This window comes from Intestinibacter sp., assembly GCF_022780145.1.
GTDB lineage: Bacteria > Bacillota > Clostridia > Peptostreptococcales > Peptostreptococcaceae > Intestinibacter.
Genome location: NZ_JALEXO010000189.1, coordinates 1 through 17,497 on the forward strand (window position 1 = coordinate 1; position 17,497 = coordinate 17,497).

At 27.8% G+C, this 17,497-nt stretch carries 16 protein-coding genes; 3 read left to right on the forward strand and 13 right to left on the reverse strand.

Annotated features, from left to right (window positions below):
• Window positions 1-1,392, reverse strand: a 1,392-nt coding sequence (locus MR593_RS07415; protein ID WP_290691479.1) for a leucine-rich repeat domain-containing protein, incomplete at its 3' end; no start/stop codon positions are given.
• 167 nt (window positions 1,393-1,559) lie between these two features.
• Complete coding sequence (locus tag MR593_RS07420; protein WP_290691481.1) at window positions 1,560-2,258, reverse strand: aspartate/glutamate racemase family protein; 699 nt, start codon at window positions 2,256-2,258, stop codon at window positions 1,560-1,562.
• Window positions 2,259-2,443: 185 nt separating this feature from the next.
• Here MR593_RS07420 and MR593_RS07425 point away from each other — a divergent pair, with 185 nt between their 5' ends.
• Window positions 2,444-3,382 carry a LysR family transcriptional regulator gene (locus MR593_RS07425; protein ID WP_290691483.1) on the forward strand — a complete coding sequence of 313 codons (939 nt, stop codon included), beginning with the start codon at window positions 2,444-2,446 and terminating at the stop codon, window positions 3,380-3,382.
• Window positions 3,383-3,447: 65 nt separating this feature from the next.
• Here the strand turns inward: MR593_RS07425 and MR593_RS07430 are convergent, their stop codons facing one another.
• The 7 genes from MR593_RS07430 to MR593_RS07460 form a co-directional block, all read right to left on the reverse strand.
• On the reverse strand, window positions 3,448-4,119 hold the full coding sequence (locus MR593_RS07430; RefSeq protein WP_290691484.1) for a DUF1638 domain-containing protein: 672 nt from the start codon (window positions 4,117-4,119) through the stop codon (window positions 3,448-3,450).
• 21 nt (window positions 4,120-4,140) lie between these two features.
• Window positions 4,141-5,961, reverse strand: coding sequence for an ASKHA domain-containing protein (locus MR593_RS07435; RefSeq protein WP_290691486.1), 1,821 nt, complete (start codon window positions 5,959-5,961; stop codon window positions 4,141-4,143).
• A gap of 68 nt (window positions 5,962-6,029) precedes the next feature.
• On the reverse strand, window positions 6,030-6,800 hold the full coding sequence (locus MR593_RS07440; protein ID WP_290691489.1) for an arylamine N-acetyltransferase family protein: 771 nt from the start codon (window positions 6,798-6,800) through the stop codon (window positions 6,030-6,032).
• Window positions 6,801-6,926: 126 nt separating this feature from the next.
• Window positions 6,927-7,730, reverse strand: coding sequence for a methyltetrahydrofolate cobalamin methyltransferase (locus tag MR593_RS07445; RefSeq protein WP_290691491.1), 804 nt, complete (start codon window positions 7,728-7,730; stop codon window positions 6,927-6,929).
• 57 nt (window positions 7,731-7,787) lie between these two features.
• Window positions 7,788-8,846 (reverse strand): uroporphyrinogen decarboxylase family protein, encoded by a 1,059-nt coding sequence (locus MR593_RS07450; protein ID WP_290691493.1) that lies wholly within the window; start codon window positions 8,844-8,846, stop codon window positions 7,788-7,790.
• A 56-nt stretch (window positions 8,847-8,902) separates the two neighbouring features.
• Window positions 8,903-10,273, reverse strand: a complete 1,371-nt coding sequence (locus MR593_RS07455; RefSeq protein WP_290691496.1) for an MFS transporter — start codon at window positions 10,271-10,273, stop codon at window positions 8,903-8,905.
• A gap of 58 nt (window positions 10,274-10,331) precedes the next feature.
• Window positions 10,332-10,964, reverse strand: coding sequence for a corrinoid protein (locus MR593_RS07460; protein WP_290691498.1), 633 nt, complete (start codon window positions 10,962-10,964; stop codon window positions 10,332-10,334).
• Window positions 10,965-11,280: 316 nt separating this feature from the next.
• Here MR593_RS07460 and MR593_RS07465 point away from each other — a divergent pair, with 316 nt between their 5' ends.
• Window positions 11,281-12,858, forward strand: coding sequence for a PucR family transcriptional regulator (locus MR593_RS07465; RefSeq protein WP_290691500.1), 1,578 nt, complete (start codon window positions 11,281-11,283; stop codon window positions 12,856-12,858).
• Between the two features lie 15 nt (window positions 12,859-12,873).
• On the forward strand, window positions 12,874-14,427 hold the full coding sequence (locus MR593_RS07470) for a PucR family transcriptional regulator (protein WP_290691503.1): 1,554 nt from the start codon (window positions 12,874-12,876) through the stop codon (window positions 14,425-14,427).
• A 55-nt stretch (window positions 14,428-14,482) separates the two neighbouring features.
• Here the strand turns inward: MR593_RS07470 and MR593_RS07475 are convergent, their stop codons facing one another.
• From MR593_RS07475 to MR593_RS07490, 4 genes are all read right to left on the reverse strand, one after another.
• On the reverse strand, window positions 14,483-14,758 hold the full coding sequence (locus tag MR593_RS07475; RefSeq protein WP_290691505.1) for a hypothetical protein: 276 nt from the start codon (window positions 14,756-14,758) through the stop codon (window positions 14,483-14,485).
• 95 nt (window positions 14,759-14,853) lie between these two features.
• Complete coding sequence (locus MR593_RS07480) at window positions 14,854-15,855, reverse strand: sugar-binding transcriptional regulator (RefSeq protein WP_290691508.1); 1,002 nt, start codon at window positions 15,853-15,855, stop codon at window positions 14,854-14,856.
• A 361-nt stretch (window positions 15,856-16,216) separates the two neighbouring features.
• Window positions 16,217-16,744, reverse strand: a complete 528-nt coding sequence (locus MR593_RS07485; protein ID WP_290691511.1) for a YjbQ family protein — start codon at window positions 16,742-16,744, stop codon at window positions 16,217-16,219.
• Between the two features lies 1 nt (window position 16,745).
• Complete coding sequence (locus MR593_RS07490) at window positions 16,746-17,441, reverse strand: triose-phosphate isomerase (protein ID WP_290691514.1); 696 nt, start codon at window positions 17,439-17,441, stop codon at window positions 16,746-16,748.
• Window positions 17,442-17,497: the final 56 nt, after the last annotated feature.

Below are 17,497 nucleotides of genomic sequence, written 5' to 3' on the forward strand. Positions count from 1 at the left end.
TTTTGGAATAGTTATCTTTGTCAAGCTACTACAGTCCTCAAAAGCATAACTTTCTATAGTTGTAACACTTTCTGAAATAGTCACATTTTCTAAAGAGGTGCAGCTATAAAAAACACTATCTCCTATAATTGTCAAGCCCTCTGAAATATTTATATTCTTTAAATTAGTACATTCATAAAATGCTGAATTTCCTATACTAGTTACAGTATCTGGCATAGCTACAGTTGTCAGACTTTCGCAAGCTTGAAATGCACTTATGCCTATAGTCGTTACACCATCTGGTATATTTACACTTACGAGATTATTGCATTTACAAAAGGCTTTCTTTGCTATATTTTTAACTCCACTTGGTATAGTATAAGCAGTATCTAATTTTCCAGCTGGAAAAACAATTAGATTACTTAGATCCTTTGAGAAAAGAACACCGCCTGCGCTTTTAAAAGCAGTGTTTTCATCATTTACATATATAGATTGTAGCTTGCTGCATCCATAAAAGCTATCTTCTCCTATACTCTCTACACTCTTTGGAATAGTTATACTCTCAAGGCTGCTACAGCTATGAAAAGCGTATTTTCCTATACTTGTCACACTATCTGGTATACTTATACTTTTAAGCGCTCCACAGTATAAAAAAGCAGAACTTCCTATGCTAGTCACAGAGTCTGGTATAGTCACACTTGTAAAGCTAGTACATCTTTCAAATGCATTGTTACCTATACTAGTCACACTATCTGGTATAGCTATACTCTTTAAGCTAGTACATCTTTCAAATGTATTATTTTCTATAACCTTTATTCCATTTGGAATATTTACACTTTCTAGCGCTGTACATTTACTAAAAATGCCACTACCCATCTCTTTAACACTCTCTGGAATAATTATATTCTTAAGGCTAGTACAGCTATCAAAAACACCTTTACCAATAGTCGTAACAGATGTTGGGATATTTATATCTGTTAAACTACTACAAAACTGAAAAGCTCTACCATTTATAGTAGTCAAACTGTCAGGTAAAGTAACACTCACAAGGCTACTACAACTATAAAAAGCATAATCGTATATTGTAGTTACACCTTCTGGAATAGTTACACTTGTAAGACTTTTACAGCTTGAAAAAGCATTCTTTGCTATACTAGTTACTGGATAACCCTCTATAGTTTGTGGAATTGTCAATTCGCCTGAAATAGTTGTATCAGCATCAGTTATAGCTACTTCATCATTTGAGATAGTATAGTAAAGTCCTGTGCCTTCTAGCAAGGTCCCTGTCTCAGCAAATGATTGAGTTATTCCTTGAAATAAATCGAGATTTTTAAATATATTTATATAGTCCCATCCTTGAAAATTAGTTAGAACTAAAGCTAGTGATAAAAATATTGAAATTACCTTTTTCATTTTATTTGCCCCCAATTTTTATATTTACTCTTATAATTTTATTTTACTATAAATTGATTATAAAATCTTTAAAATCGATAATAATGATAACCATATACTATATAAATTTAATATAAAAATAAGGTGCTAAAACATCACACTTCAGCACCATTTTATAAATATACACACTATTTAACCACCCTAGCACCAGCAAACTCAACAGCCGAACGCGCTAATACAAGAGTTGGATCTATACAATTTTTATTAATTTCTAAATTTCTAAAAACTATTGGCAATTCTGTACATGCCAAAATAATTTTTTCTGCTCCCTTATTTACTAATTCTTCTACTATATTTCTTATTGGAATCTCACTGTAATCCTTATGATGCGATTTCACACAATCATATATAAGTGACATAACTAATTTTTGATTTTCACTCGACGGATATACGACTTCTATTCCTTGATTCATTAGAGGTTTATCGTAAATTTTACTTTGAACTGTTCCATCCGTTGCTAGAATTCCTACTTTTTTTACACCAATTTTTTTTAGATATTTTCCTGTTTCAAGGGGCATATTTAAAAAAGGTACATCCAAATATTTTATCAATTCATCATAAAAATAATGCGCTGTATTACATGGCATTATAAGTAAATTTGCTCCCATGGATTCCAAACGTATACCACTCTTTACCATCTCTGGAATTGGATTTTCTCCATGTTCTACTATAGCTTTAGTTCTATCCGGTATATTAGTATTACAATCAACACATATATGAATATGTCCTTGATCATCTTCTGCATCTGTAGATGCTATGATTTTTTCCATCAAATCGCAAGTCGCTGCTGGCCCCATTCCTCCTATAATACCAATTGTTTTGTACATGTTATCCCCCCTTTATCTGTTGATTTAAGTATATGATTATACTATAATAAAATCAAATATTTATATATTTATAAACAATATAAATATTTATTTATATTATAAAAATCTTAATCATTATTCTTTAAAATAAAATTTTTCTTACATTATATTGTAAATAGTTATAGAAATATCGTAGGTGATTGTAAATGTTTCAAAATATGGAATACGTGTACGAAGTATACAAAGAAAAAAGCTTCTCAAAAGCCGCCAAAAATTTATATGTAACTCAACCATGTTTAAGCGCTATGGTAAAAAAAGTTGAAAATAAACTTGGAGTCCCAATATTTAATAGAAATGTAAAACCTATTCAATTAACTGAGTATGGTGTAGAATATATACACTATGTAGAACAAATTATGACTTTACAAAATAATTTCGAAACTTATTTAAACGATGTCAGAGATTTAAAATCAGGCAAAATAGCAATCGGCTCAAACAATCTTTGTACCTCTTTTGTTTTACCTAAAATTATAAAAAACTTCACTGATAAATACCCAGAGATAAAAATAGAGCTTCATGAAGGTAATATTTTTTATTTAGAGGATCAAATTAAAAAAGGAACATTAGATTTGATTTTAGATAATTATCCGATTGACGAAAATATTTATGAAAAGAAGGTTTTTCACACTGAAAATCTTCTATTAGCAGTTCCCAATAAACTAAAATTAGATAACAATTTGTCAAAATGCAGTCTATCTAAAGAAGATATAATAAATGATATTCATTTACATGAATCTGCTCCTGCTGTAAGTATGAAATGTTTTAAAAATTATCCATTTGTAGCACTATATCCAGGCAATGATACTAGAAATAGATTTGATATGTTGTGCAAGGAAGCTGAATTTTCACCTAAAATAATTCTTGAAGTGGAACAATTAGTTACTTCATACAATATTGTATGTAGCAATATGGGAATAGCTCTAGTAAGTGACACTCTGATAAAAAACATGCCTATCTCCAGTGATCTCAAATATTATAAAATAAACTCAGAGCTCACTATTAGGGAATTGTTCTTTCACTATCCAAATACTAGATATGCCAGTTTTGCAGTCAAGAAATTTATTGAAGAGGCTTCTTATACATAAATTAAACATGACTTGTAGCAGTTTTACTCTTGCTCCAAGCCATGTTTAATTTTATACTAATAAAATTATTCAAAGTCTTTATAAGACACCTTTTCTCCTACTTTCTTTATTACAAAATCTCCATCTAAAATTCCCAATAAAGCTTTCTCCATTATCGATAAATCCCCGTCTACAATTTCATAGTTCAAATCTAAGTCATAACATAAAGATTTTATTTTATCCATAATATCTTCTAAGTTATATGCCTTTGTATCTATAACTCCAATATGTTTATAATTACATATTACCATCTTATACATATCTATAGCTTCTTCTTCACCATATTTTTCTTTTAATTTAACCATTTCATTGTATAAACTGTTGTCATTTTCCATATATCCTTTTGAGAAAAAATAGGTTCTCTCACTATCTTTTATCTGTTTTCGCTTATCATTTCCCCCCAAGTACAAAGATATACAATCGCTTACTTTTGGCATAACTAGTTTAGAATAATCTGATTTTAATTCTAATACTGCATTTCCGCATTGACCATATAATAAAATTATTCTTTCATATTCTTTATTTTGATCTATGATTTCTTGCAATTTTAATTTTAAATTATCGGGATTATTATGATATTTAGAATCAACATAAATTATTTCAGGCATAGATTTTATAATATTACTTTTAATCATCTTTTCTATAATAAAATTAACTTCATTCTTTAAAACTTCACATATTATAATTAAACTTTCCAAATTAGTCTTACTCCTTTTACTTTACAACATCAAAGAATCAGCAAAAATTCTATTAAAATCCTTATGATTTGCCAGTTCTACATGTCTTGTATTTTGAATTACTTCATTCATATTGTTGTATTTATCTTTATGTAGAAGAATTTGAATAGCTCCACTTCCAGCAGCATTTCCTAATACTTTTATATTTTCGTTTTTAATATTTGGTATCATATCTATACTTTTTATGCTATCGATATTTAAATTACTTCCAAATGCTCCTGCTATAAGTATACCATCTAATTTATCTACTTTTCCTTCTATCATTAATAATTCTATACCTGTTTTTACTGCCGCCTTTGCTAGTTGAAGGTTAACTATATCTTGTTGCATTAAACTAACTTTTTTATTTCCATCATTATACAATTCAATTTCATAAGTTTTTTCTTGCTTATATATTCTATCTTTAATCTTTTGTGATACATCATCTTCAATATCCTCTGGCATAGTAATTCTTCCCTGTGGCAATATAATTTCTTCTTCAGCTAATTTACTTATCAAATTTATATAACCACTACCACAAATTCCTGTACATTCACTTGTATCCCCTATAGTTTTTATATAAATATCATCTTCTAAATCTATATCACAATCGTAAATAGCACCATCACTTGCCCTCATTCCATATCTCATATTAGCTCCCTCAAATGCGGGTCCTGCAGCAGTTGAACATACTAAAATCCCCTTATCTGTTTTTAATGCTAATTCACAATTAGTTCCAATATCTATAAGCAATATGTTTCCATCTTTATTTTTTATATCACTGCTCAATATAGCTCCCAAAGTATCAGACCCTACATATCCTCCTATATTAGGAAGTAATATAAATCTAGTATTTTTATCTAATTTATCGATATTTAATAACTCTACATTTCCTATAACTTCATCTAAAAATACGGCATTAAAAGGTGATTTTGAAATTCCCTCTACATTTGCTCCCATGAGTAAATGACTCATCGTAGTATTTCCTACTATACTTATTATGCTTATATCTTCTTTATCAATTTCATTATTAGAAATAATCTTATCAATTAATTTATTAATAGTAGTTTCTATTTCAGATTTAAGCATTTCTTTATTTTCTTTACTTTCTATAGCATAATTTATTCTAGATATTACATCTGCCCCGTATTTTTTTTGTGAATTAATACTCGATTCAGTATCTAGAACTTCACCACTGTTTAAGTCAACAAAATATGTCGCTACTGTAGTTGTCCCTATATCTATTCCAATTCCATAATTTTTATCTTGTCGATTACCTGCTTGAACTCTTATTATCTCATCTTTTAAAATAGTGACTGTAACTTTATAATTGCTATCTAATAGAATTTCATGTAATGTTGAAATTAACTTTATATCAAATTTACAATCTATATTTTTTTTATTTTTTAAACAATCTAATATTCTTTTTACATCACTTCTTTGATCCTTTAAAGAAGGCAATGGCAATTCTAAATATATTTTTTGAACTATACTATCTATATTTTTATCGCATTTTATAATTTTTCCTTTTTCAATTGTATCTTCATTTACATCAATAATCTCGATAGTTACATCTCCTAATGCATATCTTTCACAGGCTAAAACTACATTTTCATATATCTCTTTTTTACTTAAAAGTTTTTTCTCATTTTCTGTTATATCACTTATATTTCCTTCTAAAACTTTAACCTTACACTTTCCACATTTTCCTTTTCCACCACATGCTGTCTCTATAGGTATATTATTTTCATTTATTATATCTATTAATTTTCTGCCTTTCATATTATGATCTAGTAAAACCTTTAAATTAATTTTTTCTGACATGATTTTCTCCTTTCCATAATACGTTACATAATATATATTTTTATTCATTTAGATATATTTAAAAATAATTACAATACTATACCAAAATATTCTTTTAATACACTCTCTATTTTTTCGTCATTAATTTTTTCTAATTTTCTCACCTTTCCATCTTTATAAAAAATAAGCTCTCCATCGAATAATCTTATATGTTCATCTTCTGTATAAATAGCTACTTTCATCGAATTTATAAATGGTGAATTTGAATGAGTTTCACAATAAAAACAAGGTAATACATAGTCTATATCTAGTTGAGGCTCCAAAGAAAAACTATAAATTTGCTTCCAATCTTTATTAGGTTTTCTCTGATATAAAATATATTCTTTATTTTCATCTAATTCAAATTTATAATCGCATTTTCCATCATTTTGTATTTTGCCTATTTCAAGTTCTAAACTTTTTCTAGGTAATTCACTCAACACACCTACATCCGATATATATGATTTATTGTCTATATCTACCTTCAAAATTCTATGTAGCCTCATTCTAGTTTTTCCATCTTGATATATAAATCTCCCCGCTAAATTTGTCACCTTAAATCCTAGACTCTTTAACAAATTACTGTATAATCCATTTAACTCAAAGCAATACCCTCCCCTTTTATTTAATATCATTTTATTAAATAAATCCTGAGCATCTAAGGATAACGGTTTTTTATTTAAAACATCTATATTTTCATATGGTATATTAGTTAAATGAGCTATTTGTAGCTTACTAAGTGTATTATAATCTATTTTTACTTCATCCTTATAATTCATTTTTTTTAAATATAAATTAATTTGTTCTTTATTGTATATCATAAACCTAACCTCTTTTTTATAAAAAATAAGTATCGATAAATTTTATATACTTATCGATACTTTAATGTGGGCATATTTTTTAAAAATTTTATTTTTATTAATTAAAATGTTTGTTACAAATTTACACTATTTTTTTGGTCCAATTAATCCTTCTCTATATGCTGTTATATATTCCATACAGAATTCGTCTTCTTCTAATAAAGCCTCTGTTGCATATATCATTCCTAGCATATCTCTATTAGTTGGATCAACTATTGCACTATCCATTCCTGCATTCATAGCAAGCACCATAAATGCTTGATTTATTAATTTTCTAGCAGGAAGTCCAAAAGATATATTACTTAATCCGCTTGTTATATGTATTGTTGGATATTTTTGTTTTATTAATCTACAACATTCTGCAAAAGTTGTAAGAGCTGTTTCATCAGTTCCAAGAGTAACTACAAGTGGGTCTATATGAAGTCTAGATGGATCTATATTGTATTCTTTAGCTTTTGCCATTATTCCATCAAATACTTCCATTCTTCTCTCTACAGAGTTTGGAATTCCTTTATCGTCACAAAGTAATGCTACACATTCCCACTCAGTATCTGCTATTACTGGAAATATTACATCTATTTTATCTCCTTCTAATGATACTGAATTTACTAGTCCTGGCTTTTTGCAAAATGGTATAGCTGCTACACAAGAACGTGGACTTGGAGAATCTATGCATATAGGTACATCTGTCACTTCTTGAACTAAATCTATCATCCATTTTAAAGTATCTACTTCTATATCTTCTTGCACTGAAGCACAAACATCTATATATGTTGCATTTGCTTCTGCTTGTATTTTTGCTCTATTTTTAATGAATTCTGCATCTTTATTTGCTATTGCTTCACCGACAACTGGTATAGAGCCGTTTATTTTTTCTCCTATAATAATCATCTGTTATACTCCATCCTTTATATATTACTTATTTTCTGAAATCTGTATAATATTCTACTAGTCACAATATAATTTTCTAGATTCTTTATACATTATTTCATATCCTTTTCTTCTACGTTCTGGATCATTTTCACGATACCAAGCTATATATCTTCCAAATTTTCCATAGTCTCTTACTCTATCTTTTATAGCTTGTTCATATTCTTCATCACTTAATTTGCCATCTGGATCTGGTGAGAAAGAGCTTATTTGTGCTAATTGATCTGCATATTTTTCAAATATACCTATTTTATCATTACAAGCATCTTGACCTTCCCAAGAATCAAATCCAGCTTTTATGAAGTTTTCTATTTGATTTCCAACACATCCACAAGAATGGAAGTTTACATAAAGTCCCATTTCATGAGCAGCATCATTCATTCTCTTATAATGTGGTAACATAACTTCTTCAAAAGTAGTTGGTGAGAAGAAAGAGTTCTTTTGAGTTCCCATATCGTCATGGAAAGTTATTATATCAGCATGATATACTTCTTTTGCTATTTTCATTAATTCTATATGGAAATCAGTTAATTTTGTATAAAATGCTTCTAAAGCTTCCTCTTCTTCTAATAAATAACAGAATGTATCTTCAAAGCTTGTTAAATCTGCTGTTCTTTCAAATAATCCATTTACAATTACAAATGCTGTAGCCTTATCAGGATCTATTTTATCTTTATAATTTTCATCATAATCTTTTTGCCAATCTATAGCCGATAAATCAGGAAAAACTAATTTTTCCCAGTTAGTTATTTCATCTAATCTTCTTGTTCCTGGTTTTACCATGGCTGCTTTTGTTTGTGGTTCATATTCCCATTCTATACCAAACCAGTCGATGCCACCTTTACATCTAGCATATGCATCTGGCATTACTAATGGTTGTATAAAGTTAACATCAAAGTAAAGAGATGGCATCCAAAGAGGTTTCTCTTTTTTGTATATTCTAAGTACATTTTCCTTTGGTGTTATAGGAGTATTGAATTTAACTGTTTCAAATTCTGGTGCACCATATGGTATTGGTATAGCTGGTGCCATTTTTGCATTTTGTATCTCTTCTATTTTAAAAGAATAATCACTCATTTTTCTTCCTCCAATTTTATTAATTAATCTATATAATCCAAGTATTTTTTAACTTATTAATTAGCCTTAGCTCTTTCTTGTAATTCTTTTTCCATTACAGCTATATCATTGTCTTTAATTTTATACCCTAATAAAGGTATTATAGAAATTACTAAAAATGCTATTGGTACTAAAAGGAATAACATTTTTATACCACTTACAGTTGAATTTGTAATAGCTGCATCAGCATTATAAGATATTGCTGATAAAACACTAGTTATAACAACGCCTCTAACAGCAATTGATATTTTTATAGCTAAAGAACTGAAAGACATTATAACAGCCTTAGTATTTTTTCCTGTTTTATATTCACTATATGTACCACAGTTTGAATATAAACTAGTAGTATTTCCATATGCTATTCCGAAGAATATTTGTCCTAAACCTAAAAGAGATGTCACTATTATTTTATTAACTGGCATTATATATATAACTACTAGGCATATTGCAAAACCTAATATACCAATTATATTAGTCAATTTACTTCCAACTTTGTCAACTATACGTTTTGATATAAGTGATCCTATTAAAGCTCCAACATTAAAAACTACTAATATGAAAGAAATTGCACTTTCATCCTTAAGGACAACCTTTGCATAGTATGCAACTGATGCCATCAAAGTATAATATCCAATTAGTTTTAAGAAGTCGTAAATTAAAACTAATAAAAGCTGTGGATTTGAAGTTATACTTTTTGCCATATCCTTAAATGAAATAGATCTTGCGCCTTTTGTATCAGCATCTGATAGTTCTTTTGGCTCATCGTATCCTTTAGTTATAACAAAGTGTACAACAAAGCATACTGTAAATGTAAGTGATGCTATTAATGCTGTCATTGTATATCCAATAACTCCACTTGATCCTGCAAATACACCTAAGAAGAATATATTTAATACTGGTACAAGATATGATGCAAGTATTTTTCCTGCACTTGATCCTGCTGAAATTCTACCAGATAGAAATGCTCTCTCTTTTGGATCATCTGTAAGCTCTCCAACTAAAGTTCTATTTGCTGTCCAGCTTATATTCCATATACCATGGCTTAATATATATCCTATTGCACAAATTAATGCTGCAACTGGATCTGGTCCTATTTTAGTAAACATCAATACGAAAAATGCCACTACAAAAGGAGAACAGTATATTAACCAAGGTCTATATTTTCCACCTTTAAAATTAACTTTGTCTATTATTACTCCTGCTAACATAGCTGTTATTGCATCTGCTATACCTGCTATAGAGGTTACTGCAGCTACCAATGGTAATGGCAATTTTGCTACATCAGTTAAGAATATTACAAAGAATGTTGTTTCAACTGTACTCATAAACGAAAATCCAACTTCGCTTATTCCCCAGAAAGTTTTAATTTTGTTATTTATTTTTTTCATAAAGAACCTCTCTTAATTTATATAGTTCTAATTTAACCTCACTCTGCAACGATTAACTTTATCCTACTAATTTTTTAGCTACTTGAGCTGCTTCAGCTGCATCTTCTGTATATGCATCTGCTCCTATTTCATCTGCAAATTCTTGTGTTATAGGTGCTCCACCAACCATAACTTTGAATTTATCTCTATTTGGATATTCGTTAAGTGCTTTTACTGTATCTTTTAATGCTGGCATAGTTGTTGTAAGAAGTGCTGATGCTCCAACTATTTTAACATCTGGATTTTGATCTAATGCTTCTATAAATTTTTCTGCTGGTACATCTACTCCTAAATCAATAACTTCAAAGCCTGCACTTTCAAGCATCATTATAACTAAGTTTTTACCTATATCATGTAAATCTCCTGCTACTGTTCCCATTATCATTTTTCCTGCAGAAACTGCATTTTCTCCCATTAATAATGGTTTTAAAACTTCTACACCTTTTTGCATAGCACGAGCTGCTACTAGCATTTCTGGAACGAATATTTCATTTTTTGTAAATTTATCACCTACAACACTCATTGCATCTATCATTGCGTTTAATATATCTGGTGCACTTGCTCCTGAATCTAGAGCTTCTTGGACTAATCCTGCTACCTTTTTAGATTTTCCTCTTTCTACTGCTGTTGCTACTTCTTGAATTTTAGACATGTAAATTCCCCCTAACATATAATAAATTATTTTTAATAGTACAAAAGATTTTTTCTGTCAATATTGTATAACGTTTTCATTTTTCTTATCTTTTATATTTTAAGTATAACCTTTTTAAATTATCTTTTTCAATGTAGCAAATTATGAATATTATTATAAATTTTATAAATTTTATATTTTTTTATATTGTATATTTTTACAAAAATTATATATTTTTTTATAAAAATATCACAAAAAAATCAAATTCAGAGTATTTTATTGTATAATATTAACAATATATTCAATATTTATCTTAAATCATGAAAGGAGTGGCAAAATGTATATTAATTTGAATGAAATATTAGACAAATTTTTACCATATACTTATGACTATAAAATATCGTTTTATACTGAAATAATAAGCTTTAAATTTTCAACTAAAGCTCTTCCCAGCTATAGTCCTTATTGTTTATACATATTTAAAGAAAAAAATCTACCTAAAGATATTTTAGTAGAAGATGTAATAAATTTTTTAATAATAGGTACTCCTAAAGAAAAAAACTATTTAAATAATTGTAATTACATTATTTTAGAGGAGAATTCTATTTCTACCTTTGACATAATAAAAACTATTCAAGATCTATTAAATTTCGATGATGCTTTGTCATCATTTAAAGAAAAGCTAATCTTTAGTATAGAAAAGAATTTATCCATAGACAATATGCTTTCTATAGCTTATGAGTATTTAAATAATCCTATTATTGTACTTAATTCTAAATATCAAACTTGCTACTTTGAAATAGGAAAAACAATAATAGATGAACCTGTATGGGAATTTCAGTTAGAACATGGCTATCCCCATCCAGAATATTCATTAAAATACAATCACAACAAAAAAAATCGTCTTTTAGCAGAAAATAGCTACGAACATATAATAACCTTTTTTGACGACATTATGAAGCATAGAGAAATTAGTATTCCAATAAAACACATTGATTTTGCAATTGGACGTATTAGTATGCTAGAAATTAATAGACCTATTACATCAAGTGATATTCATATATTAAAAACACTAGCTAAACTAATGTATCCTCTTATTATTACTGATGATAAATTCATAAATTCAAAAACATCAAAGATAGACTCTATAATGTATGAATTAATAACTTGTGAAAAGCCTAATTTATTACTTATAAAAAAGAAATTATCTAATTTAAATTTTAATTTAGATTCAAATATGTATCTTTTATGCTTAAAAGATTCTGATAATATAAACTCAAAATCAAAAATTAATTACTTAAGACAAATAATACAAAATACCTTAAAAAATCATTATGTTTTTATATTTCAGAATAATATTTTAGTACTTTATGATAATAAAAATTCATTTACCCCTTTTTTCAAAGTCAATGAATTTAAAAATTTTTCAGAGTTAATAAAAGATTATACATTATGTGTAGGTGTTAGCAAACTATTTAAAGGTATTTCAAATATAAGAAATGCTTATTTTGAATCATTATCGGCTATAAACTTTGGAAACCATATAAATCCTTATGAGCAAAATAATCCTATTATATATTATTATGACAATTATATTTTATATGACTTAATATACGATTTTGTTGCAAAACAAAAGCTTCATTATATATTTGATTCCAGAATTATGAATCTTTTAAAAGAAAATAATCAGGATTTAATAACTACAATAAGATATTACATTGATTTAAATGGAAATTTAAATTTAATATCTGAAAAATTAAAAATTCACTATAACACATTAAAATATAGAATAGAAAAATTAAAAAATAAATACTCTATTGATTTAAAAAATTCTGATACTCTTATAAAACTACAGCTTTCATTAGTTGCTTTAGAAATATCAGAAAAATATAATCTCGATTTGGAAAATAAATAGAAAGGAGGACTCATTTTGTCTGCAACTTTTAACGAAATATCAGCAAGGCTATCTTCAAAAAATCCTTTGGTAATAATGGCAAAAAATATAAATATCTCAAACTATTATTATATAGAAAATAACTTCGACAATCTTAATTCATATAGCCTTTATATATGTAAATTATCTAATTTACCGAAAGATTTTTCTCCAGATAAAATTACCAATTTGTTAATTATTATCGATATAAATGATGAATATGATTTATTCCAATTAAAAAACTGTAATATTTTAATGCTAGAACAGGATAAAATAAACCTATACAAATTATTAGAGGATTTACAAGATGTAATAAATGTAAAAGCTAACATTATAGCTTCTTCTAATAGCATTATCTCTGCAATTTCAAAAAATGAAAATATTAATACTTTAATAGATATAATATATGATTATCTAAAAAATCCAATAATAATCGCAAATGCAGCTAATTATCTATGTGCTTATAATACTGGAGACAATAAAATAAATGATAGCATTTGGCAAAATTATATAATAAATAATTATCCAGATCCCAATTATCTAGATAAAATTTATTACGATATTAAATTTTTACAATCTATATCTAAAGAAAATAATCCCCATATTATAGATTATTTAGATATAATGGAACATAGGATTCTTTTATGTCCTATAAAAATCAATAACTTAAATATGGCTTATTTATATATACTAGAAGCAAATAAACCTTTTAACAGAGATGATATAAAACTTGTTAATACCGTAAAAAAATTATTATTACCTACAATAATAAATGATTCTCGTTTTAGTTATTGTAATAATTGTCAACTTGATTCTATATTTTATTATTTATTATCATCAGATGATGTTAAACCTTATTTTTTAGAAAAAACATGTGATATTTTAAATTTAGATTTACACTCTAATTTCTTTTTAATAAATATCAATTTTGTTGATAAAGATACTACCTCTAACAATTTGAAAAATTTATACGACTTAATAAAGTCATTATTTTATAATCAGCTTGTTTTTATATACAGAAAACAAATATGTGTATTATATATTACTCAGGATAAAAAATATCCCAAAAATTCAAAAATAGAATCAGAACATTTTTTAGAGTTATGTAAAAGATACAATTTAGTTGTAGGAATCAGTGATATTTTCTTTAATTTGCATAACACAAAATTAGCCTATGAACAAACACTAAAGGCTATAGATTTTTCTAATGATTCAGATTCTAAAAATCCTATATTTTATTATTCTGATTTTATGCTGACTAATCTCGTTTATAGTTTTTTGACAAATAAAAATACTAACAATATAGTAGATTTAAATTTTATAGAATTTTTAAATTCAGCTAGTCAAGAATATGTGCAAACACTTAAAGCTTTTATCAATAATAATGGAAATATAAAAAAAGCTGCAGATGAGCTTCATATTCACTATAACACATTAAAATACCGATTAAATAAAATAAATGATCTTTATGACATGAATTTGGATAATTTAAATTACATAATAAGACTTAAATTATCATATATTGCTTTGGAATTTATTTCAAATACTTAAAATAAAAATAGGGCTTGTTGACAAACTTTCTCCCCACAAGCCCTATTTAATCTAGCTATATAAACGCAGAATCACATGATGTAATTTCATACATATTTAATTCCCCTATTTTTTGAAATACCTCAGTAATTTCTGTAATTTCTGTTACAAAATCATTTTTTAATTCCTTCATAACAAAAACAAATTCAATTTTATTTTGTTCAGCATCTAAATTCTCTTTTAATTTATATTTTCTACCTGCAAATGTCTCACTTATAAATACCTTCATACGTTTTTTAGAATAGTATTCACTAGGTATTGCCTCAACTGTAATTTTAAGTTTTGGTTTCATTTTAATCCCCCTTGCCAATAATCCGTTATTGATACTGTCTAAATAATAATAATTAACATAACCAATAACCTTTTTAAACTGGTTTATTTTTACATTTAAATCTTACTTTTATGTTTTGTTCCATCGACTTCGGCTATCATAACAGCATTGGCAGTTTCCTCATCTACGACTAACACATTTATATAACCACCTCTAAGCGCACCAAGTACTGCTTGACTCTTTTCAACTCCAGATAAACACCCTATACGAACTGGTACATTCTTTAAATCATCCATTTCAATTCCTATTATTCTTCCTGTAGTCACAGTTTCAACTTGATTTCCCTCAATATCTATGCCGTATCCACAAATATCTGTAACTGCATCGTCGTTTTTCAACATTTCCATTTCTTCATCAGTTAGATAACCAGAATTATATATAGATGATTTTGGAGTGTGATTACCTATTCCAAGGATTGCGATGTCTATTTTTTTCATTTTAGAAAAATGATCTTTTATAGGTGGTTCCTGCATCAATAATTGTTTTATTTCTTTTTTTTGAACTATAAAAGGTGCATTTAAAATATACCCTATTCCGTTAAAATTTGACGCAAAAGACTGAAGTATATGTTGTCCATCTGCATCACGTAATTTTGAATTCACGCCGCCTAATAACTGGATGACATCTATGTTGTATTTGTGCTCTACAGTAAAGTTTTTAACTATTTCGTAAACTGTAGAGCCCCAGTTTATTCCGATCAAAATTCCGTCTTTTAAAATAGTTCTCAAATATTCGCCTGCCTCTACTGCTACTCTTCTTCTAAGCTGCTCTGGAGTTCCTCCATTTGGAACTACTATAGCCTTTTTTAGGTTAAACATTTGTTCAAGCTGAGATGCTGTGTAAATTCTCTTTCCTGTTGGTTTTTTTATTCTAAATTCAACGATTCCCTTTTCTACACATATTTTAAGAAGGCGCGAAATATTTGTTCTAGATTGGTGAGTTATATCGGCTATTTGTTGTTGAGATAGCCCTTTTAAATAATACAACTCTGCTATGTAAATCAACATATCCTCATAATTTTCAGATTTAGATTTATTAGATAAATTATTTTGTGCCATAAAAATTTACTCCTTTTTAAATACCATGTAATTACATATTTACATCTCGTATAATTATCTATTTGTTAAAACGTTATATAACTACTTATTTAAATACTCTATAATTATTCATTTATACGACAACTCCACATTTTCAAATCATGTAATCACATATATTATATCTATTATAATCATTATCAATATGCTTAAAATTATATCATAACTAAAAAACAATGTCATTTGACATTATTTCGTACAGACTTTCTAGTTTTACTCTAATTAAATTTATCCTCAAAATAAAAAGTGAGCTCCTAACTAGAACCCACCTTTCATATATAAATTCAATACTATTTTCTAAATTATGCACAATATCTCGATAGTATTATGCTTCTTCTCCAATTATTATTATTTTACATTTTCTTTGTCTTGAGCGAGTGCGGTCAAAATCAACAAAGTAAATATATCCTGTAGTACCAACACCTAATTTTCCATCAGCTACTTCAAAAGTTTCACTAGAACCTAATATAGTTGATTTTAAGTGAGCGTCACAGTTAAATAATTGCGTTCTGTCTCCTCCTGGAAGATATTTTTCAGCATCTGGCCAAGATTCAACTGCTTGGTAGTGTTTTTCACCTGGGTAAGTGTATTGACCGTAATCAGTTTGGTCTGGGATTATTTTTGAAAGAACGTTGTTTAAGTCAACTTGTAAAAATTCATCTCCATCTTCTGTATAATCGTGAACGAATTCTTCAAAGAATACTGAACAAGTTGTATGTGCTGTTAAAACTGTGCATATACCTTCTTTTACTCCACTTTTAGCTATTGCTTCTTTAACTTGTGGTGTTATATCAAAATAACTTGGAGTTTTTCCATGTGATGTAAGTTCTATTTGTTCTTTATATAATTTCATATTATTTACCTGCCTTTTCGTTTTGTAATTTTATAACTGCATCTGCCCATTCTTGGATTCTACCTGCTGGACTTGGAGCCTTTAATATTCCGCTAGTTGCTCCTGTTCCGTCAGCACCTAATTTTAATATATGATAAACATCATCTGCTGTAGATACACCTGAAGCTATCATAACTAATACATCTGGGTTTGCTTCGTGAAGTTTTTCTATAGTTTCTACCATGTAACTATCGTCTGCTACTGTACCTGTTCCGATTAATTCTGTTGGTTCAGCTAATAATATTTCTGGGTTTAATTTAGATATAGCAACTGCTTCTGCAACTGAATCTGCACATGCTATTACTATTAATCCTAATTCTTTAGCTCTGTTTATAGTTGCTGATAATTGGCTTATTGTCATAGCGTGTTCTGCATGATTTAGGAAAACTGCTTCTGCTCCAGCTTCTTTTAGAGATTCCCCTAAAACATGTCCCATTCCACGACCTGGAGTTAGAGGATCCATATGTTGAGCTGTAACTATTATGTTTTCTGTGTTTTCTTTTATGTAACGAATATCAGCAAATGGGCAAGTAAAGTATATTTGGATTCCTGTTTCTTTTGCTACTTTATCTGCTGCTTTAGCTAATTCTAAGCTTTTTTCTCCATATAAATATGATTTTGGATTTACTACTAAAAATGGTGTTTGAGCCTTTGCCATTTCTATACCCCCTTGATTTTTGTATTAATTTCTATCTATATATATTGATTTTTTAT

Bases quoted from the DNA above. Each gene is read 5' to 3' on its own strand.
- MR593_RS07420 (WP_290691481.1), bottom strand. From the start codon at position 2,258: ATGTACAAAACAATTGGTATTATAGGAGGAATGGGGCCAGCAGCGACT.
- MR593_RS07425 (WP_290691483.1), top strand. From the start codon at position 2,444: ATGTTTCAAAATATGGAATACGTGTACGAAGTATACAAAGAAAAAAGC.
- MR593_RS07435 (WP_290691486.1), bottom strand. From the start codon at position 5,961: ATGTCAGAAAAAATTAATTTAAAGGTTTTACTAGATCATAATATGAAA.
- MR593_RS07440 (WP_290691489.1), bottom strand. From the start codon at position 6,800: ATGATATACAATAAAGAACAAATTAATTTATATTTAAAAAAAATGAAT.
- MR593_RS07445 (WP_290691491.1), bottom strand. From the start codon at position 7,730: ATGATTATTATAGGAGAAAAAATAAACGGCTCTATACCAGTTGTCGGT.
- MR593_RS07450 (WP_290691493.1), bottom strand. From the start codon at position 8,846: ATGAGTGATTATTCTTTTAAAATAGAAGAGATACAAAATGCAAAAATG.
- MR593_RS07455 (WP_290691496.1), bottom strand. From the start codon at position 10,273: ATGAAAAAAATAAATAACAAAATTAAAACTTTCTGGGGAATAAGCGAA.
- MR593_RS07460 (WP_290691498.1), bottom strand. From the start codon at position 10,964: ATGTCTAAAATTCAAGAAGTAGCAACAGCAGTAGAAAGAGGAAAATCT.
- MR593_RS07465 (WP_290691500.1), top strand. From the start codon at position 11,281: ATGTATATTAATTTGAATGAAATATTAGACAAATTTTTACCATATACT.
- MR593_RS07475 (WP_290691505.1), bottom strand. From the start codon at position 14,758: ATGAAACCAAAACTTAAAATTACAGTTGAGGCAATACCTAGTGAATAC.
- MR593_RS07480 (WP_290691508.1), bottom strand. From the start codon at position 15,855: ATGGCACAAAATAATTTATCTAATAAATCTAAATCTGAAAATTATGAG.
- MR593_RS07485 (WP_290691511.1), bottom strand. From the start codon at position 16,744: ATGAAATTATATAAAGAACAAATAGAACTTACATCACATGGAAAAACT.
- MR593_RS07490 (WP_290691514.1), bottom strand. From the start codon at position 17,441: ATGGCAAAGGCTCAAACACCATTTTTAGTAGTAAATCCAAAATCATAT.